The 25,847-nt window shown below is 70.3% G+C and carries 26 protein-coding genes; 18 read left to right on the top strand and 8 right to left on the bottom strand.

Going from position 1 to position 25,847, the window contains the following annotated elements; all coding sequences use genetic code 11:
• Positions 1-3: 3 nt before the first annotated feature.
• A complete protein-coding gene (locus AAD528_RS14945) occupies positions 4-186 on the bottom strand; it encodes a hypothetical protein (RefSeq protein WP_345752878.1) in 183 nt (60 codons plus the stop codon).
• Positions 187-547: 361 nt separating this feature from the next.
• Here AAD528_RS14945 and AAD528_RS14940 point away from each other — a divergent pair, with 361 nt between their 5' ends.
• The 4 genes from AAD528_RS14940 to AAD528_RS14925 all read left to right on the top strand — a co-directional run bounded on the left by AAD528_RS14940 (position 548) and on the right by AAD528_RS14925 (position 5,286).
• Positions 548-2,809: a polyribonucleotide nucleotidyltransferase gene (locus AAD528_RS14940; RefSeq protein ID WP_345752877.1), complete on the top strand. Its 2,262-nt coding sequence runs from the start codon at positions 548-550 to the stop codon at positions 2,807-2,809.
• Positions 2,810-2,985: 176 nt separating this feature from the next.
• Complete coding sequence (locus AAD528_RS14935; protein ID WP_345752876.1) at positions 2,986-4,011, top strand: aldo/keto reductase; 1,026 nt, start codon at positions 2,986-2,988, stop codon at positions 4,009-4,011.
• A gap of 178 nt (positions 4,012-4,189) precedes the next feature.
• Positions 4,190-4,792, top strand: coding sequence for a histidine phosphatase family protein (locus AAD528_RS14930; RefSeq protein ID WP_345752875.1), 603 nt, complete (start codon positions 4,190-4,192; stop codon positions 4,790-4,792).
• 140 nt (positions 4,793-4,932) lie between these two features.
• Positions 4,933-5,286 carry a hypothetical protein gene (locus AAD528_RS14925; RefSeq protein ID WP_345752874.1) on the top strand — a complete coding sequence of 118 codons (354 nt, stop codon included), beginning with the start codon at positions 4,933-4,935 and terminating at the stop codon, positions 5,284-5,286.
• A gap of 58 nt (positions 5,287-5,344) precedes the next feature.
• Here the strand turns inward: AAD528_RS14925 and AAD528_RS14920 are convergent, their stop codons facing one another.
• Both AAD528_RS14920 and AAD528_RS14915 read right to left on the bottom strand, forming a co-directional pair.
• Positions 5,345-6,889 (bottom strand): P-loop ATPase, Sll1717 family, encoded by a 1,545-nt coding sequence (locus AAD528_RS14920; protein ID WP_345752873.1) that lies wholly within the window; start codon positions 6,887-6,889, stop codon positions 5,345-5,347.
• A 73-nt stretch (positions 6,890-6,962) separates the two neighbouring features.
• Positions 6,963-7,439, bottom strand: a complete 477-nt coding sequence (locus AAD528_RS14915) for a GNAT family N-acetyltransferase (protein WP_345752872.1) — start codon at positions 7,437-7,439, stop codon at positions 6,963-6,965.
• An 87-nt stretch (positions 7,440-7,526) separates the two neighbouring features.
• On the opposite strand from AAD528_RS14915, the gene dapB reads away from it, so the two are divergent.
• Positions 7,527-8,333: a 4-hydroxy-tetrahydrodipicolinate reductase gene (gene dapB, locus AAD528_RS14910; protein ID WP_345752871.1), complete on the top strand. Its 807-nt coding sequence runs from the start codon at positions 7,527-7,529 to the stop codon at positions 8,331-8,333.
• Positions 8,330-8,773 carry a hypothetical protein gene (locus tag AAD528_RS14905; protein ID WP_345752870.1) on the top strand — a complete coding sequence of 148 codons (444 nt, stop codon included), beginning with the start codon at positions 8,330-8,332 and terminating at the stop codon, positions 8,771-8,773. Before dapB ends, AAD528_RS14905 begins: the two co-directional genes overlap by 4 nt.
• A gap of 12 nt (positions 8,774-8,785) precedes the next feature.
• Here the strand turns inward: AAD528_RS14905 and AAD528_RS14900 are convergent, their stop codons facing one another.
• The 5 genes from AAD528_RS14900 to AAD528_RS14880 all read right to left on the bottom strand — a co-directional run bounded on the left by AAD528_RS14900 (position 8,786) and on the right by AAD528_RS14880 (position 13,575).
• On the bottom strand, positions 8,786-9,664 hold the full coding sequence (locus tag AAD528_RS14900; RefSeq protein WP_345752869.1) for a TIGR01777 family oxidoreductase: 879 nt from the start codon (positions 9,662-9,664) through the stop codon (positions 8,786-8,788).
• 1 nt (position 9,665) lies between these two features.
• A complete protein-coding gene (locus AAD528_RS14895) occupies positions 9,666-10,088 on the bottom strand; it encodes an OsmC family peroxiredoxin (RefSeq protein ID WP_345752868.1) in 423 nt (140 codons plus the stop codon).
• Between the two features lie 78 nt (positions 10,089-10,166).
• The gene (locus AAD528_RS14890; RefSeq protein WP_345752867.1) at positions 10,167-10,745 is read right to left on the bottom strand and encodes a DUF4395 domain-containing protein; all 579 of its coding nucleotides are present in this window, start codon (positions 10,743-10,745) and stop codon (positions 10,167-10,169) included.
• The gene (locus tag AAD528_RS14885) at positions 10,738-11,178 is read right to left on the bottom strand and encodes a TlpA family protein disulfide reductase (RefSeq protein ID WP_345752866.1); all 441 of its coding nucleotides are present in this window, start codon (positions 11,176-11,178) and stop codon (positions 10,738-10,740) included. The genes AAD528_RS14890 and AAD528_RS14885 overlap by 8 nt, the downstream gene beginning before the upstream one ends.
• A 105-nt stretch (positions 11,179-11,283) precedes the next feature.
• The gene (locus tag AAD528_RS14880) at positions 11,284-13,575 is read right to left on the bottom strand and encodes an esterase-like activity of phytase family protein (protein WP_345752865.1); all 2,292 of its coding nucleotides are present in this window, start codon (positions 13,573-13,575) and stop codon (positions 11,284-11,286) included.
• Between the two features lie 141 nt (positions 13,576-13,716).
• On the opposite strand from AAD528_RS14880, the gene AAD528_RS14875 reads away from it, so the two are divergent.
• The 12 genes from AAD528_RS14875 to AAD528_RS14820 all read left to right on the top strand — a co-directional run bounded on the left by AAD528_RS14875 (position 13,717) and on the right by AAD528_RS14820 (position 25,835).
• Complete coding sequence (locus AAD528_RS14875; RefSeq protein ID WP_375339635.1) at positions 13,717-14,556, top strand: thymidylate synthase; 840 nt, start codon at positions 13,717-13,719, stop codon at positions 14,554-14,556.
• A complete protein-coding gene (locus AAD528_RS14870) occupies positions 14,556-15,059 on the top strand; it encodes a dihydrofolate reductase (protein WP_345752863.1) in 504 nt (167 codons plus the stop codon). The genes AAD528_RS14875 and AAD528_RS14870 overlap by 1 nt, the downstream gene beginning before the upstream one ends.
• A 226-nt stretch (positions 15,060-15,285) precedes the next feature.
• Positions 15,286-16,107, top strand: a complete 822-nt coding sequence (locus AAD528_RS14865; RefSeq protein WP_345752862.1) for a DUF559 domain-containing protein — start codon at positions 15,286-15,288, stop codon at positions 16,105-16,107.
• A gap of 133 nt (positions 16,108-16,240) precedes the next feature.
• A complete protein-coding gene (dapA, locus tag AAD528_RS14860) occupies positions 16,241-17,218 on the top strand; it encodes a 4-hydroxy-tetrahydrodipicolinate synthase (protein WP_345752861.1) in 978 nt (325 codons plus the stop codon).
• 127 nt (positions 17,219-17,345) lie between these two features.
• Positions 17,346-19,022 carry a ribonuclease J gene (locus AAD528_RS14855; protein WP_345752860.1) on the top strand — a complete coding sequence of 559 codons (1,677 nt, stop codon included), beginning with the start codon at positions 17,346-17,348 and terminating at the stop codon, positions 19,020-19,022.
• Between the two features lie 251 nt (positions 19,023-19,273).
• Positions 19,274-22,015, top strand: a complete 2,742-nt coding sequence (locus AAD528_RS14850; RefSeq protein WP_345752859.1) for an FtsK/SpoIIIE family DNA translocase — start codon at positions 19,274-19,276, stop codon at positions 22,013-22,015.
• A gap of 5 nt (positions 22,016-22,020) precedes the next feature.
• Entirely contained in the window at positions 22,021-22,596 is a 576-nt protein-coding gene (pgsA, locus tag AAD528_RS14845; protein ID WP_345752858.1) for a CDP-diacylglycerol--glycerol-3-phosphate 3-phosphatidyltransferase, read from the top strand.
• Positions 22,593-23,114: a CinA family protein gene (locus tag AAD528_RS14840; protein WP_345752857.1), complete on the top strand. Its 522-nt coding sequence runs from the start codon at positions 22,593-22,595 to the stop codon at positions 23,112-23,114. Before pgsA ends, AAD528_RS14840 begins: the two co-directional genes overlap by 4 nt.
• 107 nt (positions 23,115-23,221) lie before the next feature.
• Entirely contained in the window at positions 23,222-23,530 is a 309-nt protein-coding gene (locus tag AAD528_RS14835) for a helix-turn-helix domain-containing protein (RefSeq protein WP_345752856.1), read from the top strand.
• Entirely contained in the window at positions 23,527-23,745 is a 219-nt protein-coding gene (locus AAD528_RS14830) for a DUF3046 domain-containing protein (RefSeq protein WP_345752855.1), read from the top strand. Before AAD528_RS14835 ends, AAD528_RS14830 begins: the two co-directional genes overlap by 4 nt.
• A gap of 251 nt (positions 23,746-23,996) precedes the next feature.
• Positions 23,997-25,052 (top strand): recombinase RecA, encoded by a 1,056-nt coding sequence (gene recA, locus AAD528_RS14825; RefSeq protein ID WP_345752854.1) that lies wholly within the window; start codon positions 23,997-23,999, stop codon positions 25,050-25,052.
• 39 nt (positions 25,053-25,091) lie between these two features.
• Positions 25,092-25,835: a regulatory protein RecX gene (locus AAD528_RS14820; RefSeq protein WP_345752853.1), complete on the top strand. Its 744-nt coding sequence runs from the start codon at positions 25,092-25,094 to the stop codon at positions 25,833-25,835.
• Positions 25,836-25,847 lie beyond the last annotated feature (12 nt).

Raw genomic sequence — 25,847 nt, 5'->3', positions numbered from 1 at the left:
ACCCTACTCGTCCAGGCCGCCGAGCCCGCGCGCCTCGTCCCGCTCCTGGTCCGCGAGCGGATCCGCCCGGTCCTCGATGCTCTCGTCCGCATCGAGCGTCGGCGGCGGCAGCTCGAGCTCGGCCTCGTCGTCCAGGTCGACGGGTCGCTCCTCGTCGGGAGTGCTCTGCTCAGGGAAATCGGTCACTTCGTCTCACTCCGTTCTCTCAGCACGACGCATGTCAGCAGGGTAGGCATGGGCACCTCTGCGCCGACAGAGCCTGACCGGATCGGGATGCCGCTGGTAGGGTGAGAGAGGCTCGCCTTCGGGTGGGCTCAAAATTCCATACGCACACGGAGCAGGCTGGCAGGAAGCTGGTCCCCTGAAGTGGTCTCCCAGACGACGGTCCGACGGATCGGTCTGGTGGATTTCTCCTGGTGGCCAGCGCAGGCGAGCGTGATCGATGGCGCTTCGCGAACCGAAGCGCTGCGCGCCCATATCTGCCTGTTCCCTGCTCCCGACGTGAAGTCCCGCTGTCTGCGGGCGAAAACAGAAGGAGAGAGACCTCTTGGAAGGTCCTGAAATCACCGCCGCCGAGGCCGTTCTCGACAACGGCCGCTTCGGCACGCGCACGGTCCGCTTCGAGACCGGCCGCCTCGCGCAGCAGGCGCAGGGCGCCGTCGCCGCGTACCTGGACGAGGAGACGATGCTCCTCTCGGCCACCAGCGCCAGCAAGCACCCCCGCGAGGGCTTCGACTTCTTCCCCCTCACGGTGGACGTCGAGGAGCGCTCGTACGCCGCCGGCAAGATCCCCGGCTCGTTCTTCCGTCGCGAGGGCCGCCCCTCGACCGAGGCGATCCTGGTCTGCCGCCTGATCGACCGCCCGCTGCGCCCGTCGTTCGTCGACGGCCTGCGCAACGAGATCCAGATCGTCGTGACGGTCCTCTCGATCGCGCCGGGCGAGTTCTACGACGCGCTCGCGATCAACGCCGCGTCGGCGTCGACCCAGATCTCGGGTCTGCCGTTCTCGGGCCCCATCGCCGGTGTGCGCCTCGCGCTCATCCCGGGCCACGGCGAGCACGCCGACCAGTGGGTCGCGTTCCCGAACGCCGAGCAGGTCTCGTCGGCCGTGTTCGACCTGATGGTCGCCGGCCGCGTTCTGGACAACGGCGACGTCGCGATCATGATGGTCGAGGCCGAGGCCACCGAGAACAGCTGGAACCTCATCAAGGCCGGCGCCGTCAAGCCCAACGAGGAGACCGTCGCCGGCGGTCTCGAGGCCGCGAAGCCCTTCATCAAGCAGCTCGTCGCGGCGCAGGCCGAGATGGCCGCCGCCTCGACGAAGGCGCCGCTGGAGTTCCCGGTGTTCCCGGCCTACAGCGACGAGACCTTCGCGTTCGTGAACGAGAAGGTCTCCGCCGATCTGGAGAAGGTGTACCAGATCGCCGACAAGCAGGAGCGCCAGAACGCCGACGACGAGGTCAAGGCCCGCGTCAAGGCCGAGCTGGTCGAGAAGGTCGAGGCGGGCGAGCTGCCCGCCGCCGCCCCGCTCGAGTTCGCCGCCGCCTACAAGTCGGTCACGAAGAAGATCGTGCGCGGCCGCATCCTCGCCGAGGGCGTCCGCATGGACGGCCGCGGCCTCGCCGACATCCGTCCGCTCGACGCCGAGGTGCAGGTCATCCCGCGCGTCCACGGCTCGGCGATCTTCCAGCGCGGCGAGACCCAGATCATGGGCGTCACCACGCTGAACATGCTCAAGATGGAGCAGCAGATCGACTCGCTGTCGCCCACGACGAGCAAGCGGTACATGCACCACTACAACTTCCCGCCGTACTCGACCGGTGAGACCGGTCGCGTGGGCAGCCCGAAGCGTCGCGAGATCGGCCACGGCTTCCTGGCCGAGCGCGCGCTCGTGCCGGTGCTGCCGTCGCGCGAGGAGTTCCCCTACGCGATCCGCCAGGTCTCGGAGGCGCTGGGCTCGAACGGCTCGACGTCGATGGGCTCGGTCTGCGCCTCGACCCTGTCGCTGCTGAACGCGGGTGTGCCGCTGCGCGCCCCCGTCGCCGGCATCGCGATGGGCCTCGTGACCGACGAGGTCGACGGCCAGACGCGCTACGCCGCGCTGACCGACATCCTCGGCGCCGAGGACGCCCTCGGCGACATGGACTTCAAGGTCGCGGGCACGAGCGAGTTCATCACGGCGATCCAGCTCGACACCAAGCTCGACGGCATCCCCTCCGAGGTGCTCGCCGGCGCGCTGACGCAGGCCAAGGACGCGCGCACGCGCATCCTCGAGGTCCTGAACGCCGCGATCGACGCTCCGGACGAGATGGCGCCGACCGCGCCGCGCGTCATCAGCGTGCAGATCCCGGTCGACAAGATCGGCGAGCTGATCGGCCCCAAGGGCAAGACGATCAACGCGATCCAGGACGAGACCGGCGCGCAGATCTCCATCGAGGAGGACGGCACGGTCTACATCGGCGCGACCGACGGCCCCTCGGCCGAGGCCGCCCGCGCCCAGGTGAACGCGATCGCCAACCCCACCAACCCGGAGATCGGCGAGCAGTTCCTCGGCACGGTCGTGAAGATCATCCCCTCGGGCGCGTTCATCTCGCTGCTGCCGGGCAAGGACGGTCGCATGCACGTGACGCAGATCCGCAAGCTCAACGGCGGCAAGCGCGTCGAGAACATCGACGACGTCGTCTCGGTGGGCCAGAAGATCCTGGTCCGCATCGCCGAGATCGACGACCGCGGCAAGATGGCGCTCGAGCCCGTGATCGACGAGGGCGCCGCCTCGGACGAGGCGGCGGAGGCCCCCGTCGAGGCGTAAGCCCCGTCGGTCCCGAACGGCCCGCTCCTCCCTCGGGAGGGGCGGGCCGTTCGGCGTCTGGAAATCCTGGCGTGACGAAAGCGTTACGGCGCGGTGCACCGGGGCGTCCGAGGCCTGACATACCCTCGAAGCACATGCGGTCGACGACCCGTAGGCCCGCGTGGAGGGGACAGGCCATGGAAGAGGCGCAGGCCGGCACGCTCGATCCGAGCAGACGAGCCGGCGCGCTTTCCGATCATCCCTCGGCCCCCATCCCGGTGCAGGGACCCGGCGTCGGCACGTTCGTGCGCGAGACGCTCGGCGACACGGGGCTCGAGATCTTCCCCGTCGTGCTGGGCGGCGCCGAATTCGGCTGGACCGTGGATCAGGATCGCGCGGACGCGCTGCTGGATCACTTCGCGGCCTCCGGCGGCAACGTCGTGCACACGGCCGACAGCTTCGCCGCGGGGCGCAGCGAGCACATCATCGGCCGCTGGCTCCGCACACGCCGCCTGCGCGACGGCATCGTCCTGGCCGTGCGTGTCGGCGACCACCCCGACAACCCGGGCGTCGGTTCGACGAACCTGGTGCGCGCGGTCGAGGCCTCGCTCACCCGCCTCGGCACCGACCGGATCGACCTGCTCTACCTCGACGCCACGGCCGAGCGCATCGCCTCGATCGAGGACACGCTCGCGACGGCCGAGTGGCTGATCGAGACCGGCAAGGTGCGCCACATCGGCGCCTACGGGTTCGGCGCCGAACAGCTCGTCGAGGCGCGCATCCTCGCCTCCGCGGGCTACCCGCGCGTGGAGGTGCTCGACGTGCCCTACAACCTGATGCGGCGCCGCGAGTTCGAGGGCGACCTGCGCCTGGTCGCGGGCGCCCAGGGCCTCGCCGTCACGCCCTCGCAGGCGCTCGAGCACGGCTTCCTGTCGGGGCGCCACCGCTCGCGGCAGGGCGTCGCGGCGTCCACGCGCGGGCGGCAGCTGGCCGGCAGTCTCAACCGGCGCGGCGTGCGCGTGCTGAAGGCGCTCGACGCGATCGCGGCCGAGCTCGGCGTGCCACACGCCGCGATCGCGGTCGCCTGGCTGCTCGCGCAGCGCTCGGTCGTGGCGCCCGTCGTGAACGCGTTCTCGCCGTCCCAGCTCGACGAGCTCGTGCAGGGCGTGGGCGTCCGGCTCACCCGCGCGCACCTGGCCGAGCTGACGCGCGCGACCGAGTGATCCGGATCCGTCCCGCCGATCGGGAGATCCGTGCCGCTCGGTGACGGCTCGCGACGGCGATCCCGGCCGGTGTCGGCGGCGTCACGTAGTGTGAGAGAGGACCGCGGGCGCCTCGGCGCAGCACGCAGGGTCCGAGACGATCTGAACGTGACGCGGTGAAGGACGAGGTGAGAAGGCGATGGCGCACTACATCTATCTCGTCCGTCACGGCGAGCAGATGGACGCCGAGCACGGCATGGAGGATGGCCCGCTCTCCCCGCGCGGCCGTCGTCAGGCCGAGCTGATCGCCGACCGGCTCTCGGGCATCCCGCTCGACCGGGTGTGGCACTCGCCGCTCGTGCGCGCGGACGACACCGCGCGGATCGTCTCCGAGCGGCTGCCCGCCGTGACGCCCGAGCCCCACGCGCTGCTGTTCGACTGCGTGCCGACCGGCATGACCGACGAGACCCCCGCCGCGTACGAGCCGTTCTTCGGCGGCGTCACCGAGGCGCAGATCGACGCGGGCAAGGCGCAGATGGCCGACGCCGTCGGCGAGTTCCTGGTCCGCAAGGCCGGCGACGTGCACGAGCTGCTCATCACGCACAACTTCGTGATCTCGTGGTTCGTGCGCGAGGTCCTCGGCGCGCCCGAGTGGCGCTGGATGACCCTGAACCAGGCCAACTGCGGCCTCACCGTGATCGGCCAGCGCCCCGGCCGCCCCTGGACCCTGCTGACGCACAACGACCTCGCCCACCTCCCGGCCGAGCTCCGCACGGGCCTCCCGGAGCCGCTGCCCGTCTGACCGCGGGCGTCGAGATTCTCCGGAGATCCCGGCTTCTCAGGGGCGGATCGGCGGTGCGGTTCCTGAGAACGCGGCATCTCCTGAGAACCAGGCATCCGCGTCGTCGCGCAACGCGGCACGCGGGCGAGTGGATTCGCGGCATGACCGACGTCGTCGCCCCGCCCCGATCCCGCGATCGCCTCCGGGGCTGGTCGGCGTCGGTGATCCTCGTGCTCGGCGTGTTCTTCGTCCCGATGGCGATCGCCTTCGCCCTGAACAGCTGGGATGCGCCCGACGCCGAGGCGTATGTACGGATGGCGTTCGCGACGGTCGCCGGTCAGACCATCGCGATCGCGACGGTGCTGGGCCTGCTCGTATCGCGGATCATCGCCCGCGCGGACGTCGCGACGATCAGCACGTTCGCGATCATCGCCCTCGTGGTGACGGGACTTGCGCTCTCGTCGATCGGATCCGCGGGGACGCAGCTGCTCCAGCGCCTCGACAGCCTGGGCTAGAGCGCCTTCCCGTACCAGCGCGTCGCATTGGGGTTGTCGTTGCGTCGAGTACCGCGACTCAGAGATCGAAGGGGATGTTCCATGCATGGCAGAGCGCGTTGTGCAGAACCATGCGCCCACGAGTGTAGACATCCGCATCGTCGCGGCGGTGGTAGAACTGGAGGTAGCTAGGGCGGTTACGCCGCTCAACAGAGTTGCCGATTGCGCCCGCGAAGAAGAGCAAGCGAAGCAGGCGGTCCGCCACTGCAGGATCTTCGACACCTTGTTGCGCAAGCGACTTCGCATACTGGGCACGGTCGAATAGCTGTCGGTTCATCGACTTGAGGGCGCGCATGCCAGATTGAGACTCCTGCGCTCCGAACTCGTAACCGGCAAACTCATTCTCGATAGCGCCAACAAAGTACTTAGTGGCGTACTGAAGTACGCCTTCTCTAATGGTCTCTTTCGAGAGTACACCTTTGCCAGAGGGCGGGAACATGCCGGACTCTTCGACCTTGCGGATCTCCTCGAATAGCCGAAGTAGGTCTCGTGGTGTGTGCCGAGTGAGGTTCAGCAGGTATTGCAGAGAATCCATGAAACGTGGCTCACCTCCGCGCGTGCCTCCGAGCTGAACGTTCTTCGGGAAGTAGGACAACACGTTCACGCGCTCGATGCCCAGAGCGCGGGCTGCCTTGCCGTTGACCAGTTGAAGCAGGGGCGCGTTGGATCCGGCAGCTCCAGACAGGACTCGCCAGTCTAGTTCGACGGCGAAGTCATCGCGCATCTTCTGGGAGTCGGGCAGGGTGAGAGCCACACGGTTGAACACGTCGTTCCGGAGGAGGAGGACGACGCTGCCTGTGGCACCGATATCCGCAAGCCTTTGATTTAGCGAGTACGCGGCCTGAACAAGAGAAGCGAGGCTTTCGTCATACTTGCTGTCATTAAGGAATATGGAGTCGAGCCCGTCGAGCAGGAGGACGTGCCGGTTTCCTGATCGGGCGTTGGTAGCCCAGTCTTCTAAATATGGGAGCAGCGAGTATATGTTCAGATTTGGGCTACTCTCCCGTTGATATACGTTGCCGAGTTTGGGGATTGGAATGGTGACCGTCGTTGTTGAAATGTTCAAAATGGCCCGGCCGGAGGCGTCTCCCATGAAACCGTACTGTCGCAACAGCTTTGTCACACGGTCAACCTCAGAACGGTTCTTCAGATGGCAGGACTGATCCTTCAGAAGTAACTCGAGGTAGTTGCAGAGGAGGATGAACTTCCACGCCGCAACAGTCCGCTCCGGACCCTGAGGTTGGCCCGTCTGCAGCCTGGGAATTTCCGCGAGCGGAAGGTAGCTCGCGTCACGCACGGAGGCAAGGTAGGCGGTTCCGAGCTGAGACGCATCGAGGTACCACGCCAGCGCCGACTTCCCCGTGCCCTTGGGACCAAGCACAAGCGTTCGCTGGCCGCTTACGACATGCCCTACAACGTCACGGAGGTTAACGAAGCTCCGGATGAAGTCCCCGCGCTCGTCATTCAGTTCATTGCGCGAGTCGCTTTTCCCAAAGTACAATGACGCGTAGAGGGGACGCTCATTGGCTGGCCCGCGGTGTTGCTCATCGGTCCCTGGTCTCATGCGGATGACTCTAGTGAGCCGACCACATCATCGCTGAACAGAAAGTCGGCGTGGTGCCGGACCACGCTGGCGGTTAACTTTGCTCTGGAAGAATCTTACGTAACCACACAGTCGCATTCGGGTTGTCGTTGTACGCCTCGATCGGCGCGAAGCCGGTGCGGGCGTAGAGGGCGGCGGCGGCCTCGAGCGTGTGGTGGGTGTCGAGCACGAGCTCGCGCGCGTCCCACTCGCGGGCACGGCGCTCGAGTTCGGCCATGAGCAGACGGCCGGCGCCCAGGCCGCGCGCGGCGGGGCGCGTGTAGACGTGCTTGACCTCGAAGCGCGCGCCGAGGGGGCCGTCCGCGATGCGGCGGATCGCGCCGCATCCGATCAGCCCGTGCTCCTCGTGCTCGATGAGCAGCAGGACGCCGTCCGGCGCGCGGAACGCGTCCGGGCCGGGCAGGGCGGGGCGGTAGTCGCCCGGGAATCCGGCCGCGCGCTCGGCGAAGTACTCGAGGATCAGCTCGTGGGCGTCGGGATCTGCGGGGGAGGCGGCGCGGAACGTGATCACGCCTTCGAGCCTATGACCGGATGCCGGATGGTCTTCGCGAAGTCAAGCCGCGGAGGGCGATCCGCGGCGGGAACCTAGGATGGGAGCATGACGACACGGATCGCCCTCGTCGGCGGCACCGGCAGGCTCGGCGGCATCATCCACCAGGTCATCGACGACCTCGACGGGTTCGAGGTCTCGGCGGTTCTCACCTCCCGCAGCGATCTGGCCGAGCTGGACGGCGCCGACCTCGTGGTCGACGCCTCGGTCCCGGCCGTCAGCGTGGACGTCGTGCGCGCCGCGATCGAACGCGGCATCAACGTGCTGGTCGGCACGAGCGGCTGGTCGGCCGAGCGGGTCGCGCTCGTGCGCCCGCTCGTCGACGCCGCGGGCACGGGCGCCGTGTTCATCCCGAACTTCTCGCTGGGCTCCGTGATCGGCAGCGCGATCGCGGCGGCCTCGGCGCGATTCTTCCCCTCGGCCGAGATCGTCGAGGCGCACCGCGAGACCAAGGTCGATTCGCCGAGCGGCACGGCCGTCCGCACCGCCGAGCTCATCGCCGCCGCCCGCCGCACGCCCGTGCAGGCGCCCCACGTGGATCAGCGCGCCCGCGGCCAGCAGGTCGCGAGCGTCCCGGTCCACTCGCTCCGGCGGCCCGGCGTGATCGCACGGCAGGAGACGATCCTGTCCGGCCCGGGTGAGGCGCTGTCGATCGTGCACGACACGACGGATCCGGCCGCGGCGTACGCCCCGGGCATCCGGATCGCGCTCGAGAACGCGGTCGACGCGCGCGGCGTCGTGATCGGCCTGGAGAACTTCATCGACATCGGCATCGGCGCGCCCCGGGCGACCGAGCCGCGCCCGGTCGCGGACGACGCGGTGTCGGGCCAGGTCGCGCAGGCGACGAGCGCGTGAGCGCCCGCATCGGCGTGGCCGTCATGGCCGTGCTGCTCGCGCTGTACATCGCCGTGGTCGGATGGCGCGCCGTGCAGCTCGTGCTGACGGGTGAGCCCGTCGGCATCGCGATGGGCGTCGCGCTCGTCGTGCTGCCGCTCATCGCGGCGTGGGCGCTGGGACGGGAGCTGTGGTTCGGCGTGCGCGCCGAGCAGCTGGCGAAGCGGCTCGAGCAGGAGGGCGGTCTGCCCGACGACGAGGTCGAGACGCTGCCGAGCGGTCGTGCGACGCGTGCCGCGGCCGAAGGGCTCTTCCCGCGCTACCGCGACGAGGTGGAGCGCAGCCCCGACGACTGGCGGGCATGGTTCCGCCTCAGCATGGTCTACGACGCGGCGGGCGACCGGCGGCGTGCGCGTCAGGCCGCGCGCGAGGCGATCCAGCGCGAACGCGGCACCCGCTGAGGGGCGGCCTCCTCAGGCGGGGACCGCGTCGGCGATCGCGTCTTCGACGGTGAGGTGCCGGAACGTGAATCCGGAGGCCGTCAGCGCCGCGGGCAGGACGTGCGCGTCCGAGAGCACCAGCCCGTCGACGAACGCGTCGCCCAGGACAGCACGCAGCGCGCGGGCGGGCGCCCGCAGGACATAGGGCCGGTTCAGGCGCCGCGCGAGGGCGAAGCCGATGTCGTCGGCCGTCGCGCGGACCGGGGCGGCGAGGTTGACGGGGCCGGTCAGGCCCCCGTCGATCACGTGCAGGATCGCCGCGACCTCGTCGTCCAGCGAGATCCACGGCCAGGACTGGCGGCCGGGCCCGAGCGGCCCCGACACCCCGGCGCGGGTGAGCGCGATGATCGGCTTCAGGACGGCCTCGGGATGCAGGATCGGCGCGGTGCGCAGCAGCGCGACGCGCTCGCCGGCGACGCGGGCGGCGTGCTCCCACTCGACGCAGAGGCCCGCGAGGAACGTGCCGCCGGGCCGAGACGCCTCGGTCAGCTCGCGGCCCGAGCCGTAGTAGCCGACGGCGCTGGCCGAGGCGAACAGGGGCCGCTCGCCGGGCGGGAGCGCCTCGATCGCCCGTGCGAGCGCGCGCGTCGGCGTGATGCGCGACCACAGCAGCCTGCTGCGGTAGGAGCGGGACCACGGCAGCCGGCCGATGCTCGCGCCGTTCAGCCCGACGACGGCGTCGGCCCGCGCGACCACGTCGGGTTCGAGGGGCGACCCGTCGAGCCAGCGCACCTCATCCGGAGCCTGCGGTTGGCGTCGGACCAGGCGCGTGACGCGGTCGCCGCGCTCGCGCAGAGATGCGACGAGGGCGCGGCCGATCAGACCGGACGCGCCCCCGACGACGATGTGCATGTCAGGCCAGCGTGGCTTCCAGCGTGATGTCGATGCCCGCGAGCGCCTGCGAGACCGGGCACCCGGCCTTGGCGCCCTCGGCGATCTCCTGGAACTTCGCGGCGTCCAGGCCAGGGACGACGGCGCTGACGTTCAGGTGGCTGCCCGTGATGCCCGTGCCCGGCTTGAACGTGACCGACGCGGTCGTGTCCAGCTTCTCGGGCGCCGTGCCGTTCTCGCTGAGCGCGTGCGAGAGGGCCATGCTGAAGCACGACGCGTGCGCGGCCGCGATGAGCTCCTCGGGCGTCGTGGTCGAGTCCGAGCCCTCGGAGCGCGCCTTCCAGTTGACCGGGAAGGATCCGATCCCGGAGGCGAACGAGACGGTTCCGGATCCCTCGGCCAGGCTTCCGGCCCAGGCGGTGGTGGCTTCGCTGGTGACGGTCATGCGGTCCTCCGTGTCGACGATGAGCGGTGTCGCGGCCAGCCTAACGGCCGGGGCGCGGGGCGTCACCGGAAGCGCGGATCACGCCGGTCGCGTGCGCCCGACGACGCCGGCGCGCTGCAGCAGCAGGTACAGCTGGCAGCCGAGGCACAGGCCGAACACGGCGTTGAGGAACGCCGCGACGAGCGCGGCGGCCGCGGCGATGGGCAGCGCCCACGGCACACCGATGAGGTGCAGGATGAGGCCCACGCCGGTCACGAAGAGACCTACGCCCTGTGCGAAGCGCGGCGGCCGCGGATCCTCGAGCTCGGTCGGCGGCGCCAGGCGCGGACGCACGAGGCGGCGGAACACGACGCCCCACGGCGCGGTGCGCGGCGAGGCCACGCCCCACACGAACAGCGCGGCGACGATCGCCACGGCGATGAAGCCGGGGTCGGCGAGGCGGGCCGCCAGCGGCGTGTAGGCCAGGGCGGCGCCGGGGAAGAAGGCGGCGTCGGCGAGCGGCTGATACGCGAACCAGCCGAACGATGCGGGCTCGCGGATGGTCGAGATCCCGACGAGCGACAGGTACGTCGCGACCAGCAGCAGCACGGTGGTGATCGCCGCGGCGAAGCGCGGTCCGCGCGGGTCGATGCCGGCGGGGGCGGGCGATTCAGGCACGGGCGTCCTCCAGGAGACGGTCGAGCTCACGGGTGACGTCGTCGGGGCGCGGCGCGCCGCCGATCCGGGCGCGCACGGCTCCCGTCGCGTCCACGATCAGCGTGGTGGGGGTCTGCAGCACGCCGAAGCGGCGGGTGAGGTCGGGACGATGCGTGAGGTCCACGTCCACGTGCGTCACGCCGTCGCGGTCCGCGGCGATGCCGCCGAGCACGCGGCGCGTGGCGGGGCAGCGCGTGCAGTACTCGGTGCTGAACTGCACGAGGGTGGCGCTCTCGCCGAACGCAGCGGCGTCCACCTCCAGCGCGGCGGGCGTCGCGAGCTGTTCGCTCGCGGTCTCCCGCACGCGGCCCTCGCGCCGGCGCACGACGATCCCGAGCACCACCGCGACGAGCACGACGGCGCCCAGCACGACGAGCGCGGCGACCGGATCCACGTCGGTACGATAACCCGGCTCCACGGGGCCGGGGGCCGCCGGAGACACCCCGCGTAACACGCGGAACGGCCCGCCCCCCTCGCGGGAGCGGGCCGTTCCTGTCGCCTACCGGGCGGCGGCGGGCTCGGCGGCCGTGGCGGCGCCGATGTCGGGGTTGTCGGTGAAGAAGCCGTCGATGCCCGTGTCGAGGAACACGCGGATCTCGCCGGCCAGGTCGCCGGGGGCGTTCGGGTCGGCGCTCGAGCGGAAGTCGGCGGCGAGGAACTGGTTCTCGACGCGGAACGTCCAGGCGTGCACGATCAGGCCGGCGCGGTGCGCGTCGCGCACGACGGCGCTCGGGGCGGCGAGCGTGGCATCCGCGTTGCGCGGGATGATCACGTTCTTCTCCGCGCCGATGCCGTCGGCGTAGCGCGCGATCTCGCGCAGGCCCTGGCGGGTCACGAGGTCGGCGTACGTGCGCGTGTCACCGGCGGCGACCAGGTCATACGGCGCTCCGGAGCCGTTGATGAGCTGCCCGAGCGGCACATCCGTCATCCGGTTCAGGTCCCGCAGGTTCCCGGTCTCGAAGCTCTGCAGGATGACCGGGGCGTCGCGCCTGTCGAGGCCGTTGCGGCGCAGCTCGGCGACCAGCGGCTCCTCGAGGGAGAGGCCGATGCCGTCGAAGTACGTCGGGTGCTTGGTCTCCGGGTACACGCCGACCGGCCGACCGTCGCACGTCACCGAGTGGCGCGCGAGATCCAGCACCTCGTCGAGCGTCGGAATCGGGTACAGGCCGTCGAACGCCGCGCTCTGCGGGCGCACCTGGGGCAGGCGCTCCTTGGCGCGCAGCGTCTTCAGCTCGGCGAGCGTGAAGTCCTCCGTGAACCAGCCCGTGATCGGCACGCCGTCGATCGTCTTGGTCGTGCGGCGCGCGGCGAACTCGGGGTGCGCGGCGACGTCGGTCGTGCCGCCGATCTCGTTCTCGTGGCGCGCGACGAGCACTCCGTCCTTGGTCGAGACGACATCCGGCTCGATGTACTCGGCGCACTGGGTGATCGCGGTCTCGTACGACGCGAGCGTGTGCTCGGGCCGATAGCCGCTGGCGCCGCGGTGGCTCACGACCGTCACGGCGTCGGGCCGCACGCGCGTGCGCTCGAGATCCACGATCGCGAACTCCGTGTCATCCGGCGTCCCCGTGATGCGCGCGTCGTTGCCGGGGAAGTTGTTGTCGTTGCCGATCAGCAGCCGGCCGTCGCGCAGCTGCAGGACGGTCTCGAACGACTGCACGGGCAGCGCGTACGTGTCGCCGAGGCCGTAGCCCTCGCCCGCGTCGATGCCGTGCGGGTTGTCGATGCGCAGCGCGTCGAGCACGAGGTTCTTCGGCAGGAAGCCCTCGCGGTCGGGGCGGTCGCGCAGGTCGACCTCGTAGACGCGCTTTGTGACCGACTGGTCGCCCTCGAAGTCGTCGCGCTCGATCAGCAGAAGGGCGCCGTCGCGGGTCGTGAAGGCGTCGCCGATCACGTTCAGCGGGTTGTCGGTCTGGTACGACCACGTGCGACCCGTGTAGCGGCCCTTGCGCGTGTCGAACTCGTTGATCACGCGGCGGCGCTGGTCGGTGTCGGCCAGGTACGCGCCCTCGAGCACGGGGTAGAGGTAGCGGCCGTCGCGGGACCCGGCCATCGCCTCGAAGCCGCGGCTGGCCGCGACGGTCGGCTGGGCACCGTCCAGGTACGGGTTCTGCGGCGACTGCGCGCCGGTCAGCGGGAAGGGCTTCTCGAGCAGCGTGCCGTCCTTCGCGAAGTGCAGCAGGAACGGCCCGAATTCCTCGCCGACCCAGAGCGTGCCGTCCTTCGCACGCACGACCGACTCGATGTCGAAGTCGGCGCCCGTGAGCAGCCGCTCGTCCGTGCCCTCGTTCACGATCGGGAAGTCCAGCAGCCCCTTGCGGTCGTTGTACGAGATGTACCTCAGGATGTCGATCTCGCCGGCCCCGCCGCGGGCGGTCTGCCAGTCGGGCTCGACGAGGTAGTTGCGCAGCAGGAAGTCGGCCGAGTTGGCCTGGCTGCCGAAGCCGTTGTCGGGCTGGGCCCAGAAGGTGCCGTCGCCGTTGTCGATCATGGCGGAGAAGCCGGGGATGACCTGGCCGTCGAATGGGCCGGTGCGGCCGTTCGCGGGGGTCACGGCAGCCCCGGAGGCGGGGCCCTCGGCGAGGTGGTCGGCGGAGAGGGTGGCGCGCGCCTCGAGCGTCGGGACGACGGTCTTGACCGTGCGGTCCGGGCCCGAGTGGCCGTGGCCGTGGCCGCCCGCGGCGGACGCGGCGGTGGGGACGAGCGCGGCGATCAGGGATGCCGCGGCGGAGAGGGCGATGAGCGCGGCGGGCGACGTGAGCCGGCGGCGCTGCTGGGGGATGGTCGTCACCCGTGCGACGCTCCTCGCCCCGCCTCACGGCACGGAGGCCATCCGGTGAACGGGGGCAGAACTGCCCAGGCTCGGGATGCCCGCACGCGTGCGGATCGGATCCGTCGGGACGGCGGATCGGATCGCGCGCGCCGCGCTCGGATGTCGGCGGGCGCGACTACCCTGGGTCGCGTGACCGAGCCGATCCCGACCCCGTACGAAGACCTGCTGCGCGACGTGCTCGCGCACGGCACGCACAAGGACGACCGCACGGGCACCGGCACGACGAGCGTCTTCGGCCGGCAGCTGCGGTACGACCTCTCGCAGGGGTTCCCCCTGATCACCACCAAGCGCGTGCACTTCAAGTCGGTCGCGCTCGAGCTGCTGTGGTTCCTGCGCGGCGACTCGAACGTGCGGTGGCTGCAGGAGCGCGGCGTCACGATCTGGGACGAGTGGGCCGACGAGAACGGCGAGCTCGGGCCCGTGTACGGCGTGCAGTGGCGCTCGTGGCCCACCCCGAGCGGCGAGCAGATCGACCAGATCCAGCAGGCCGTCGACCTCCTGAAGACCAACCCGGATTCGCGTCGCATCATCGTCTCGGCCTGGAACCCCGCCGAGATCCCCGGCATGGCGCTGCCGCCGTGCCACGCGTTCTTCCAGTTCTACGTCGCCGACGGCCGGCTGTCGTGCCAGCTCTACCAGCGCAGCGCCGACATGTTCCTGGGCGTGCCGTTCAACATCGCCTCGTACGCGCTGCTGACGCTGATGATGGCGCAGCAGGCCGGCCTCGCGCCGGGCGAGTTCGTCTGGACCGGCGGCGACGTGCACATCTACGACAACCACCGCGACCAGGTCGCCGAGCAGCTCTCGCGCGACCCGTTCCCGTACCCGACGCTCGAGATCACGCGGAAGCCCGCGTCGATCTTCGACTACGAGTTCGAGGACTTCGCGGTGCACGACTACCAGCACCACCCGCCGATCCGCGCGGCCGTCGCCGTCTGATGCCGGTCCGCGCGATCTGGGCGCAGGCCGCGACGGGAGCCATCGGCGCCGACGGCGGCATGCCGTGGGATCTGCCCGAGGACATGGCCTTCTTCAAGCGCGCCACCACGGGCTCGCCCGTGCTGATGGGGCGCCGCACGTGGCAGTCGTTCCCCGAGCGCTTCCGGCCGCTGCCCGACCGTCCGAATCTCGTGATCACGCGCGACGAGGCGTTCGAGGCGCCCGGAGCGGAGGTCGTGCACTCGCTCGAGGCGGCGCTGCGGCGCGCGTGGGAGCTGGACGACGAGGTCTGGATCATCGGCGGCGCCGAGATCTACCGCCAGGCGATGCCGCAGCTCGACGAGCTGTGGGTCACCCGCATCGACCTCGACGTCGAGGGCGACGCGTACGCCCCCGAGATCGACGACTCGTGGCACCTCGTGCGCGCCGATCCCGCGCCGGGGGAGTGGCACACCAGCCGCACCGGCACCCGCTACCGCTTCGAGGTCCTTCGCCGCGCCTGACCCGTGCCCGGGCTCCCGCTCGACGGTCGCTGACTGCTCGGTCTGACGGGTCCGAGTGGCGAGCGGCATGCGCTGAGGTCCGGGTGCGTCCATCCGCACCGCCGACCCGTCAGATCGGCGTTGGTGAGACTCGGGACCCTCGCCCACAGTCTCCGTTGCCGCGCCATCCATCCACATCGACCGCGGATGGCCGTCCGCGAGTCCCGCACGCGGCGAAGCTCGCTACATGGACACGGCCGACCGCGGCGTCTGGCGCACCGCCGAGCTTCTCGCGGACCGGATGTCGCACCGCGACATCGCGCACTCGGTCGCGTCGGGCCGTCTGTTGCGCCTGCGCAAGGGCGTGTACGCGCGTCCCTCGGCCGATCCGGATGTCGTGATCGCGGCCGGCCACAATGCCGCCGTCTGCTGTGCCTCAGCATTGCGGAAGCACGGCGTGTGGGTGCTCGAGGACGAGCCGAAGCTGCACGTGTGGCTAGGGGCGAACGGCAAGGACCCGCTGCGGCACGAGGACGGATGCACCTGCCTGCGTCACTGGGATGGCCCGGGCGCCGCGTTCGGCGTGGTTCCCGTCGTTCACGCGCTCGTGCAGTCAGCGGAATGTCTGGGGCAGGAGGGCTTCTTCGCGGCGCTGGAGTCCGCGATGCAGAAGCAGCTGCTGAGGTACCGCGACGTCCGCGAGATCCGCAGGAGAGTGTCGGCCCGTCATCGCTGGCTGGTGGATCTCGCTCGCTGGGACGCCGAGAGCGGGCTGGAGTCGGTCGTGCGGCTCCGGCTGGTCCGGCTCGGTCTCCGTGTCGCCTGCCAGGTGCGCATCCGCGGTGTGGGCCGAGTGGACTTCGTGCTGAACGGCCGGCTCATCATCGAGATCGACGGACGCGAGAACCACGACGGGCCGAGCAGCCGGCACAAGGACCTCCGGCGCGATGCCGTCTCGGCCGGGCTCGGGTTCCTCACGCTGCGTTTCGACTACGCGCTCGTGATGCACGAGTGGACCGTCGTCGAGTCCGCGATCCTCGCCGTCCTGTCTCGTGTGACGGGGCGGTGAGGCGGGATGGATGCCACGTGACCTCTGCGTGCGCATCAGCCACCCCCGCCCGTCAGATGTTCACTCCGAAGCAACATCCCGCGCCCTCCCGCTCGGCGGGAATGAACAGCCGCGGGACGATAGCCTGGGAGGCATGACGCACTCGGGCAACCCCTTCGGACAGGTGCTCGTCGCGCTCGTCACCCCGATGACGGCCGACGGCGAGGTCGACTGGCCCGCCGTCGAGAAGCACATCGACGACGTCATCAGCTCGGGCGCCGACGGCATCGTCGTCACGGGCACCACCGGCGAGACCTCGACCCTCACCGACCCCGAGAAGCTGCGCCTCGTGGAGGTCGGCAAGGACGTCGCGGCGGGCCGCGCGAAGATCATCACGGGCGGCGGATCGAACGAGACCGCGCACGCGATCGAGCTCTACCGCAAGAGCGAGAAGGCCGGCGCCGACGGCATCATGATCGTCACGCCGTACTACAACAAGCCCACGCAGGCGGGCATCCTGACGCACTTCCGCCTGGTCGCCGACTCGACCGACCTGCCGGTGATCCTGTACGACATCCCGGGCCGCACGGGCGTGCCGATCAGGTACGAGACGATCCTGCGCCTCGCGAAGCACCCGAACATCCTCGCGATCAAGGACGCCAAGGGCGACTTCAGCGAGGTCAGCCGCGTGCTCAACCAGACCGACCTGCTCTACTTCTCCGGCGACGACGCCAACGTGCTGCCGCACCTGGCGATCGGCGCCTCGGGCCTCATCGGCGTGACGGCGAACATCGCATCGGCGCCGTACCGCACGATCGTCGACGCAGTGAACCGCGGCGACCTCGCCACGGCGACCGAGCAGCACAAGAAGCTCGAGCCGCTCGTGCGCGCCGTCATGACGCACGTGCCCGGCACGGTGTCGGCGAAGTACATCCTGCACGGCCTCGGCCGCATCTCCAGCCCTCGCGTGCGCCTGCCGCTCGTCGGTCCGGAGGAGTGGGAGGCGGCCATCATCGAGGACGAGCTCGCGCTCGTGAAGGACGTCTCGGGCGTCGACTTCTCGAACTTCCGGCCCGATCGCAACGCCGCCGCCGGCGGCGCGCTGCCGAAGATCGCCGGCACCACGCGCTGACCAGCGCCCCACGGATCTCCCCGCGGCCGAGAACGCCGCATCACAACACAACACATGAGACCGGATGCCGCATGCGGCCTGCGGTCGGAACCCCCGGGTGCCGCAGAGCGCCCGCGAAAGGCGGACCATGTCCACTCCGATCTTCGATCCTCCCGCCCTCGAGAACGGCGCCCTGCGCGTCACGCCGCTCGGCGGCCTGGGCGAGGTGGGTCGCAACATGACCACGTACGAGTTCGACGGGAAGATCCTGATCGTCGACTGCGGCGTGCTCTTCCCCGAGGAGCACCAGCCCGGCGTCGACCTGATCCTGCCCGACTTCGAGCCGATCCGGAATCGCCTGGACGACGTCGTGGGCGTGGTCCTCACGCACGGTCACGAGGACCACATCGGCGCCGTGCCCTACCTCCTGAAGATGCGTCAGGACATCCCGCTGATCGGATCCGCGCTGACCCTCGCGCTCGTCGAGGCCAAGCTCAAGGAGCACCGGATCAAGCCGGTGCTGACGGTCGTGAAGGAAGAGGAGGAGTGGGACATCGAGCCGTTCGTGCTCGAGTTCGTCGCGGTCAACCACTCGATCCCGGATGCACTCGCCGTCGCGATCCGCACCCCCGCGGGCCTCGTGCTGCACACGGGCGACTTCAAGATGGACCAGCTGCCGCTGGACGGCCGCATCACCGACCTGCGCGCGTTCGCGCGCCTCGGCGAGGAGGGCGTGGACCTGTTCCTGCCCGACTCGACCAACGCCGACGTGCCGGGCTTCACGCCGACCGAGCGCGCGATCGGCCCCGTGATCGACCAGGTCATCTCGAAGACCCCGGGCCGCGTGATCGTCGCGAGCTTCTCGAGCCACGTCCACCGCGTCCAGCAGGTGCTCGACGCCGCCGCCGCCAACGGCCGCCGCGTGGCGCTGCTCGGCCGCAGCATGGTCCGCAACATGACGATCGCCGCGGACCTCGGCTACCTGAAGGTGCCGGACAACGTCCTCATCGACTACAAGAAGGCCAAGGACATCCCGGACGACCAGATCGTCTACATGTCGACCGGATCCCAGGGCGAGCCGATGGCGGTGCTCAGCCGGATGGCCAACCTCGACCACGCGATCGAGCCGGGCCACGGCGACACGGTGATCCTGGCGTCCAGCCAGATCCCGGGCAACGAGAACGCGATCTACCGCGTGATCGACGGCCTCACCAAGCTCGGTGCGAACGTGGTGCACAAGTCGAACGCGAAGGTGCACGTCTCCGGTCACGCCGCGGCGGGAGAGCTGCTGTACTGCTACAACATCCTGAAGCCGAGGAACGTGCTGCCGGTGCACGGCGAGTACCGCCACCTGATGGCGAACGCCAAGCTCGCACAGGACACGGGCCTCGCCGAGGAGCGCACGATCCTGGGCGAGAACGGCTCGGTCGTCGACCTCAAGGACGGCGTCGCGCGCGTCGTGGGGCAGCTCGACCTCGGCTTCGTCTACGTCGACGGATCGACCGTGGGCGAGATTACGGATGCCGACCTGAAGGATCGCCGCACGCTCGGCGAGGAGGGCTTCGTCTCGGTCATCGTGGTGGTCGACGCGGCCACCGGCAAGATCATCACGGGTCCGGAGATCCACGCACGCGGGATCGCCGAGGACAGCTCCGTGTTCGAGGCCGTGAAGCCCAAGATCGCCCGCGCCCTCGAGGAGGCAGCCGCCTCCGGCGTGCGCGACACCCACGCGCTGTCGCAGGTCGTCCGCCGCACGATCGGGCGCTGGGTCAACCAGTCGCTGCGCCGCCGGCCGATGATCGTGCCGCTCGTCATCGAGGCGTGATCTTCGTGCCCGCGCGCTGATCGATCGCTCGGCCGACCCTTCGGGCCGGCGCTCGCGCTCGATGGCTGTCGCTGACGCTCCATCCACGCGCTGGTTTGGTCGCTTCGCTCCACGCTCCCTTCGGTCGCACAGGGGCATACCCCGACGGACGCAGGGTGCGGTCGCTCCGATCCCACGGAATCGGTGCCGGATCCCCGCGTTGATCGGCGTCGCTCCCGCGGGATGTCGGTGGTCCGACGTACCGTGGAGGCATGCCACGCACGTCCGCCGCGTCGAAGAGCTCGAGTCCGAGCAGAGGCCGAGCGGCTTCGAAGACCGAGGCCGCGAGCGGCTCGCGCGCGCGCAAGAAGCCCGAAGCCGCGGCGAAGCCGTACTTCGAGGCCTCGGATCGCCCGCCCGTCGCGGTGCGCGCCTGGAACGGCCTCGGCCACGCGGTCGGCGGCCTCTTCCGCGCGTTCGGCCCCGAGTCGCTGGAGAAGGACGACCGCCGCGACGGCTTCCCGCTGCTGCTCGTGCTGCTCGCGGTCGCGGGCGCGGTCACCGAGTGGTTCTTCATCGGCAACGAGATCGCGATGAACATCAGCGCGTACACGTTCGGCGGGCTCATCGGCCGCACGGCGTTCGTGTTCCCGGTCGCGCTGCTTCTGCTGGCGGGCTGGCTGTTCCGTCATCCGTCGTCCGTGCACGACAACGGGCGCATCGGCATCGGCTTCGCGCTGCTGACCATCACGGTCGCGGGGTTCTGCCACATCGCAGGACTCCGGCCCCAGCCGTCCGAGGGCGTGCCCGTGCTGAGCCAGGCCGGAGGCCTGTTCGGCTGGATGGCCGGCGAGCCGACCGCGATGCTGCTGAGCGAGATCGGCGCGTACGTCCTGCTGTCGCTGATCGCGGCGCTGAGCGTGCTGATCATCACGAAGACGCCGCCGAACCGCATCGGCCGCCGCCTGGGCGAGCTGTACGCGTGGATGTTCGGCGCCGAGCGCGCCGAGGAGGCCGCGAAGGACGGGACCGCCGCGACCGAGGTGCTCGAGCAATCCGATGACGAGCACGTGCCGTGGTGGCGCCGCAACAAGTCGGGCCGGGAGGAGGATCCCGACGTCGTCGACTCGCCGCAGGATCTCACGGAGCTCCTCACCGAGCAGTCGAACGGCGGCTACGACAAGGCGATCGTCGTGGCGGAGCCGGATGAGGACCCGCGCGACTCCGCCACGCAGGTGCTCAGCTCGATCAGCGGCGTGACCGGCGGCCTGGCCGAGCGCGGCTCCACGGGCCTCGTGGGCGACGGCGACGACTCCGAGACCGGCGAGCTGCCGGGCCTGCTCGGCTTCGGCACCGACGGTCCCGGCGCGCGCGGACCGCAGCCGCCCGTCGCCCCGTACGTGCTGCCCTCGCCCGCGTCGCTGTCCGCGGGGCCGCCCTCGGTCGCCCGGAGCGAGGCGAACGATCGCGTCGTCGAGCAGCTCACGCGCGTGCTGGCCGAGTTCAAGGTCGAGGCCAAGGTCACCGGCTTCTCGCGTGGCCCGACGGTCACGCAGTACGAGATCGAGCTGGCGCCCGGTGTGCGCGTCGAGCGGATCACGCAGCTGCAGAGCAACATCTCCTACGCCGTCGCGTCGAACGACGTGCGGATCCTCGCGCCCATCCCGGGCAAGAGCGCCATCGGCATCGAGATCCCCAACACCGACCGCGAGACCGTCGCGCTCGGCGACGTGCTGCGCTCGGGTGCCGCGCAGAAGTCGGCGCATCCGATGACGGTCGGCGTCGGCAAGGACGTCGGCGGCGGGTTCGTCGTCGCCAACCTCGCCAAGATGCCGCACCTGCTCGTGGCGGGCTCGACCGGATCGGGAAAGTCCAGCTTCATCAACTCGATGATCACGAGCATCCTGATGCGCGCGAAGCCCAGCGAGGTGCGCATGGTGCTGGTGGACCCGAAGCGCGTCGAGCTCACGAACTACGCCGGCGTGCCGCACCTGATCACGCCCATCATCACGAACCCCAAGAAGGCCGCCGAGGCGCTGCAGTGGGTCGTGAAGGAGATGGACATGCGGTACGACGACCTCGCGTCGTTCGGCTTCCGCCACATCGACGACTTCAACGCCGCGCTCGCGAAGGGCGAGGTGGAGGTCCCCGCCGGCAGCGAGCGCGTGCTCAAGCCCTACCCGTACCTGCTGGTCGTGGTCGACGAGCTCGCCGACCTGATGATGGTGGCCCCGCGCGACGTCGAGGACTCGATCGTCCGGATCACGCAGCTCGCGCGCGCGGCCGGCATCCACCTGGTGCTCGCCACGCAGCGTCCGTCGGTCAACGTCGTGACGGGCCTCATCAAGGCCAACGTGCCCTCTCGCCTCGCGTTCGCGGTGACGAGCGTCACGGACAGCCGCGTCATCCTCGACGAGGGCGGCGCCGACAAGCTGATCGGCCAGGGCGACGCGCTGTTCTCGCCCATGGGCTCGTCGAAGCCGATCCGCGTGCAGGGCGCGTGGGTCACGGAGGACGAGATCGATCGCGTCGTCAGGCACGTCACGGGCCAGGCGCGCCCCGAGTACCGGGCCGACGTGGCCGAGGCGATCGAGGCGAAGAAGAAGGAGATCGACGAGGACATCGGCGACGACCTCGAGGTGCTGCTGGCCGCCGCCGAGCTGGTGGTCACGAGTCAGTTCGGCTCGACGTCGATGCTGCAGCGCAAGCTTCGGGTCGGCTTCGCCAAGGCCGGTCGCCTCATGGATCTCCTCGAGTCGCGCGAGATCGTCGGCCCCTCCGAGGGCTCAAAGGCCCGCGACGTGCTGGTCACGCCCGAGCAGCTGCCCGAGGTGCTGGCGCGCATCAAGGGCGAGGAGCCGCCGACGAGGTCCACCGCGACCCCGGCCGGCGACGACGACCACGCCGACGACGACCGCTACGGCGAGGATCCGATCGAGGCGCAGTTCCAGGGCCGGCCGGTCGAGGACGATGAGGGCGACGAAGACGCCTGGCAGCTGACCGGACGGGACTGACGGACATGGCCATCCCACGGCAGCTGCCCAACGCGATCACGGTCGTCCGCATCCCGCTCGCCGTCGTCTCGTTCGTCCTGCTGCTGATGGGCGGCGTGCTCGGCGCGGACGATCTCACGCTGCGCTGGATCGCGGCGATCATCTTCGTCGTCGGCATGGCGACGGACTGGGTGGACGGCTATCTCGCCCGCAGGCACGGCATCGTGAGCGATTTCGGCAAGCTGTGGGATCCGATCGCGGACAAGTTCCTCACGGGCGCGGGCTTCGTGGGCCTGGCGATCCTCGGCGAGGTGTGGTGGTGGATGGTCGTGGTCATCCTCATCCGAGAGTGGGGGATCACGATCCACCGCCTCATGATCGCGAACGAGCACGTGGTCGCCGCCGCGTGGATGGGCAAGATCAAGACCGTGGTGCAGGCGGTCGCGCTGTCATGGGCCCTGCTGCCCTTCTGGCTGTGGATCGGCGTGCCCGCGTTCACGATCATCTCGCTGGTGCTCGTGTCGACGGCGGTGCTCCTGACGATCGCGAGCGGCATCGACTACGTCGTCGCGCAGGTCCGCGGGGCGCGGCGGGCGGCATGACGACCGACGCGGGGGCCGCCGAGCTGCTCGCCCTCCTGCGGGACCGTGGCTGGACCGTGGCGGTCGCCGAGTCCCTCACGGGCGGGCTCGTGGTGGCCTCGCTCGTCAGCGTCCCCGGCGCGTCGCTCAGCCTGCGCGGGGGAGTGGTCGCGTACGACACCGCGATCAAGGCCTCGGTGCTCGGCGTCGACGGCGACCTGCTCGCCGCGGACGGCCCCGTCCACCCGCAGGTCGCCCTCGAGATGGCCGAGGGCGTGCGGCGCGCGCTCGCGGTCGACGGGCGCCCGGCCGACGTCGGCATCGCGACCACGGGGATCGCCGGGCCGGACTCCCCGGACGGCCAGCCCGTCGGCACGGTGCACATCGGGGTCGCGACCCCGGAGGGCCCGCTGGTCGAGTCGTTCGTCTTCCCGGGCGACCGCGTCGCGATCCGGGAGGCGGCGCGCGCCGCGGCGATCGCGACGGCGCTGCGCGCGGTCGGTGCCGATCCGCGGGACCCTCGTGTTTCGAAGGTGTGAAACATGGCCGATTCTCACCCCATGCATATGCCGGCGGGATTAAATTGGGTCCATCGGTGTTGTACTCTGGTGCACCCGGTCGGGACAGCAGTGAGGAGGGGGCCGCGATGATCCTGGTTCGTCAAGAGATCGGCGATGTGCTGCGCGACATGCGTCAGCAGAAGGGCCAGACCCTCCGTCAGGTCGCCAGCAAGGCGAGCGTCGCGCTCGGCTACCTCAGCGAGGTGGAGCGCGGCCAGAAGGAGGCGTCGAGCGAGATCCTGGCGTCGGTGGCCGAGGCCCTCGATGTGCCGATCTCGTCGATCATGCGCGAGGTCGGCGACCGCATCGCGGTGCTCGAGGGCGTGCAGTCCTTCCCCGACGTCGTGCCCGACGACCTCGTCGCCGAGGTCGGCCCCGAGCTGTCGCTGCGTTGAGGCGCAGCGAGTTCCTGCGCGCGGTCGACGACGAGTTCGGCCCGCGCGCCACGACGCTGATGAGCGATCTCGTGCTCCCCGGCATCGGGCTCACGCCGCAGGATGCGCTCGAGGCCGGCGTGTCACCGCGAGAGATCTGGCTCTCGCTGTGCGCCGAGACCGACGTGCCGCTGAGTCGTCGGTACGGTGCGGGCCGGCTCGAGCCGCGTCGCTGACCTCCTTCGAATACCGTCCCCGCCCTTCCGGCGTGTCATCGAAGATGCGTTCGAAGTCGGCGTAGTGTCGTCCCCAGGTGGCGGATGCCGCTCATCTGCTCCCGTAGGCGGGCTCGCCGGATCGAATGTCGGTGGCCCTCCGTAGCGTGACAGGTGGCACATCAGCCACGCGCCTTGTCGCAGATGCCCGGCCTCCGCCGGGAGCGCGACAGCCTACAGGCGACGGACACACGATCCAGAAGGAGCAGGTCATGGCATCAGCAGCCGATCGCGAGAAGGCCCTCGACACGGCCCTCGCCCAGATCGACAAGCAGTTCGGCAAGGGCTCGGTCATGCGACTGGGCAGCGACGAGCGCGCGCCCGTCGAGGTGATCCCCACCGGGTCGATCGCGCTCGACGTCGCTCTCGGCATCGGCGGCCTGCCCCGCGGCCGCATCGTCGAGATCTACGGTCCGGAGTCGTCGGGTAAGACGACCCTCACGCTCCACGCGATCGCCAACGCACAGCGTGCGGGCGGCATCGCCGCCTTCGTCGATGCCGAGCACGCGCTCGATCCCGAGTACGCCCAGAAGCTCGGCGTCGACATCGACCAGCTCCTCGTCTCGCAGCCCGACACGGGCGAGCAGGCACTCGAGATCGCCGACATGCTGATCCGCTCGGGCGCGATCGACCTGGTCGTCATCGACTCCGTCGCGGCGCTCGTGCCTCGCGCCGAGATCGAGGGCGAGATGGGCGACTCGCACGTGGGTCTGCAGGCGCGCCTCATGTCGCAGGCGCTGCGAAAGATCACCGGTGGCCTCAACCAGACCAAGACGACGGCCATCTTCATCAATCAGCTGCGCGAGAAGATCGGCGTGTTCTTCGGATCGCCCGAGACCACGGCCGGCGGCAAGGCGCTCAAGTTCTACGCGTCGGTGCGCCTCGACATCCGCCGCATCGAGACCATGAAGGACGGCGCCGAGGCGGTCGGAAACCGCACGCGCGTCAAGGTCGTGAAGAACAAGATGGCGCCGCCCTTCAAGCAGGCGGAGTTCGACATCCTGTACGGCACGGGCATCTCGCGCGAGGGCAGCCTGATCGACTTCGGCGTCGACCACGGCATCGTCAAGAAGTCGGGCTCCTGGTACACGTACGACGGCGACCAGCTCGGTCAGGGCAAGGAGAACGCCCGCCGCTTCCTGATCGAGAACGCCGATGTCGCTCTCGAGATCGAGAGCAAGATCAAGGCGAAGCTCGGCATCGGGCAGCCCAAGGCGGCCGCGACGGACGCCCCCGCCGACGAGGTGGCGGCTCGCCGCACGGCGTGATGTCCCGTTTCGACGTCGCTCGACGACCGGGGGTGAGGCATGGCCGCCGATGACGACCGCCTCGCCCCCGTCATCCCCCTCTTCGGGCAGGCACCTGACGCGTCGTCCGCTCCGGCGGACGCCGCGCCCGGCGAGGACGTGGAGAACTGGCACACCACGTGGCGCGACCTCGGCTCAGGGCCGGACGACCGCCGTCCCCGGCCCGTCAAGCCGCTCGAGGTCACGCCGTCGGCGGGCGGCGTCCGCTTCGTCGAGCTTCCCGAGGACGAGGCGGACGAGTCCGATCCGGACGAGCTGCGCGAGCTGGCGGAGGCGCGGCTCATCAAGGCGCTGCGCCGCCGCTCGCTGTCGGTCTCCGAGGCGCGGGCGACGCTCCGCGAGAGCGAGCTCGCCGCCGAGGCGATCGACGAGATCGTCGAGCGCCTCCTGCGGCTCGGCGCCCTCGACGACGCGGCGCTGGCGGATCAGCTCGTATACGCGGGCGTCGAGCGCAAGAACCAGGGGCGGCGAGCGATCGCCCAGGCGCTCTCGGCGCGCGGCATCGATCGAGCGGTGATCGATCAGGCGCTCGCGGAGCTGCCCGACGACGACTTCGAGCGCGCCCTCGAGTACGCGCGGGGCAAGGCGTCGTCGCTGCTCCGCTACGACGACGACACCGCGCTGCGTCGCCTCAGCGGTCAGCTCGCCCGCCGGGGCTACGGCGGGGGCCTCGCGATGTCCGCGGCCCGCGCGGCGCTGCAGGAGGCCCGCAGCCCGCGGTCCTCCTCACCCCGCTTCGACTGAGGCGGGGTGGCG

The organism is Microbacterium rhizophilum (genome assembly GCF_039605615.1).
GTDB classification, from domain to species: domain Bacteria; phylum Actinomycetota; class Actinomycetes; order Actinomycetales; family Microbacteriaceae; genus Microbacterium; species Microbacterium rhizophilus.
This window is presented reverse-complemented; position numbering and strand designations above follow the sequence as displayed.

Coding starts and splice junctions, on each gene's coding strand:
- AAD528_RS14865 (WP_345752862.1), top strand. CDS start 15,286: ATGGACACGGCCGACCGCGGCGTCTGGCGCACCGCCGAGCTTCTCGCG.
- dapB (WP_345752871.1), top strand. CDS start 7,527: ATGACGACACGGATCGCCCTCGTCGGCGGCACCGGCAGGCTCGGCGGC.
- AAD528_RS14895 (WP_345752868.1), bottom strand. CDS start 10,088: ATGACCGTCACCAGCGAAGCCACCACCGCCTGGGCCGGAAGCCTGGCC.
- AAD528_RS14930 (WP_345752875.1), top strand. CDS start 4,190: ATGGCGCACTACATCTATCTCGTCCGTCACGGCGAGCAGATGGACGCC.
- AAD528_RS14870 (WP_345752863.1), top strand. CDS start 14,556: ATGCCGGTCCGCGCGATCTGGGCGCAGGCCGCGACGGGAGCCATCGGC.
- AAD528_RS14840 (WP_345752857.1), top strand. CDS start 22,593: ATGACGACCGACGCGGGGGCCGCCGAGCTGCTCGCCCTCCTGCGGGAC.
- pgsA (WP_345752858.1), top strand. CDS start 22,021: ATGGCCATCCCACGGCAGCTGCCCAACGCGATCACGGTCGTCCGCATC.
- AAD528_RS14855 (WP_345752860.1), top strand. CDS start 17,346: ATGTCCACTCCGATCTTCGATCCTCCCGCCCTCGAGAACGGCGCCCTG.
- AAD528_RS14850 (WP_345752859.1), top strand. CDS start 19,274: ATGCCACGCACGTCCGCCGCGTCGAAGAGCTCGAGTCCGAGCAGAGGC.
- AAD528_RS14820 (WP_345752853.1), top strand. CDS start 25,092: ATGGCCGCCGATGACGACCGCCTCGCCCCCGTCATCCCCCTCTTCGGG.
- AAD528_RS14835 (WP_345752856.1), top strand. CDS start 23,222: ATGATCCTGGTTCGTCAAGAGATCGGCGATGTGCTGCGCGACATGCGT.
- AAD528_RS14875 (WP_375339635.1), top strand. CDS start 13,717: ATGTCGGCGGGCGCGACTACCCTGGGTCGCGTGACCGAGCCGATCCCG.
- AAD528_RS14935 (WP_345752876.1), top strand. CDS start 2,986: ATGGAAGAGGCGCAGGCCGGCACGCTCGATCCGAGCAGACGAGCCGGC.
- dapA (WP_345752861.1), top strand. CDS start 16,241: ATGACGCACTCGGGCAACCCCTTCGGACAGGTGCTCGTCGCGCTCGTC.
- AAD528_RS14900 (WP_345752869.1), bottom strand. CDS start 9,664: ATGCACATCGTCGTCGGGGGCGCGTCCGGTCTGATCGGCCGCGCCCTC.
- AAD528_RS14925 (WP_345752874.1), top strand. CDS start 4,933: ATGACCGACGTCGTCGCCCCGCCCCGATCCCGCGATCGCCTCCGGGGC.
- recA (WP_345752854.1), top strand. CDS start 23,997: ATGGCATCAGCAGCCGATCGCGAGAAGGCCCTCGACACGGCCCTCGCC.
- AAD528_RS14920 (WP_345752873.1), bottom strand. CDS start 6,889: ATGAGACCAGGGACCGATGAGCAACACCGCGGGCCAGCCAATGAGCGT.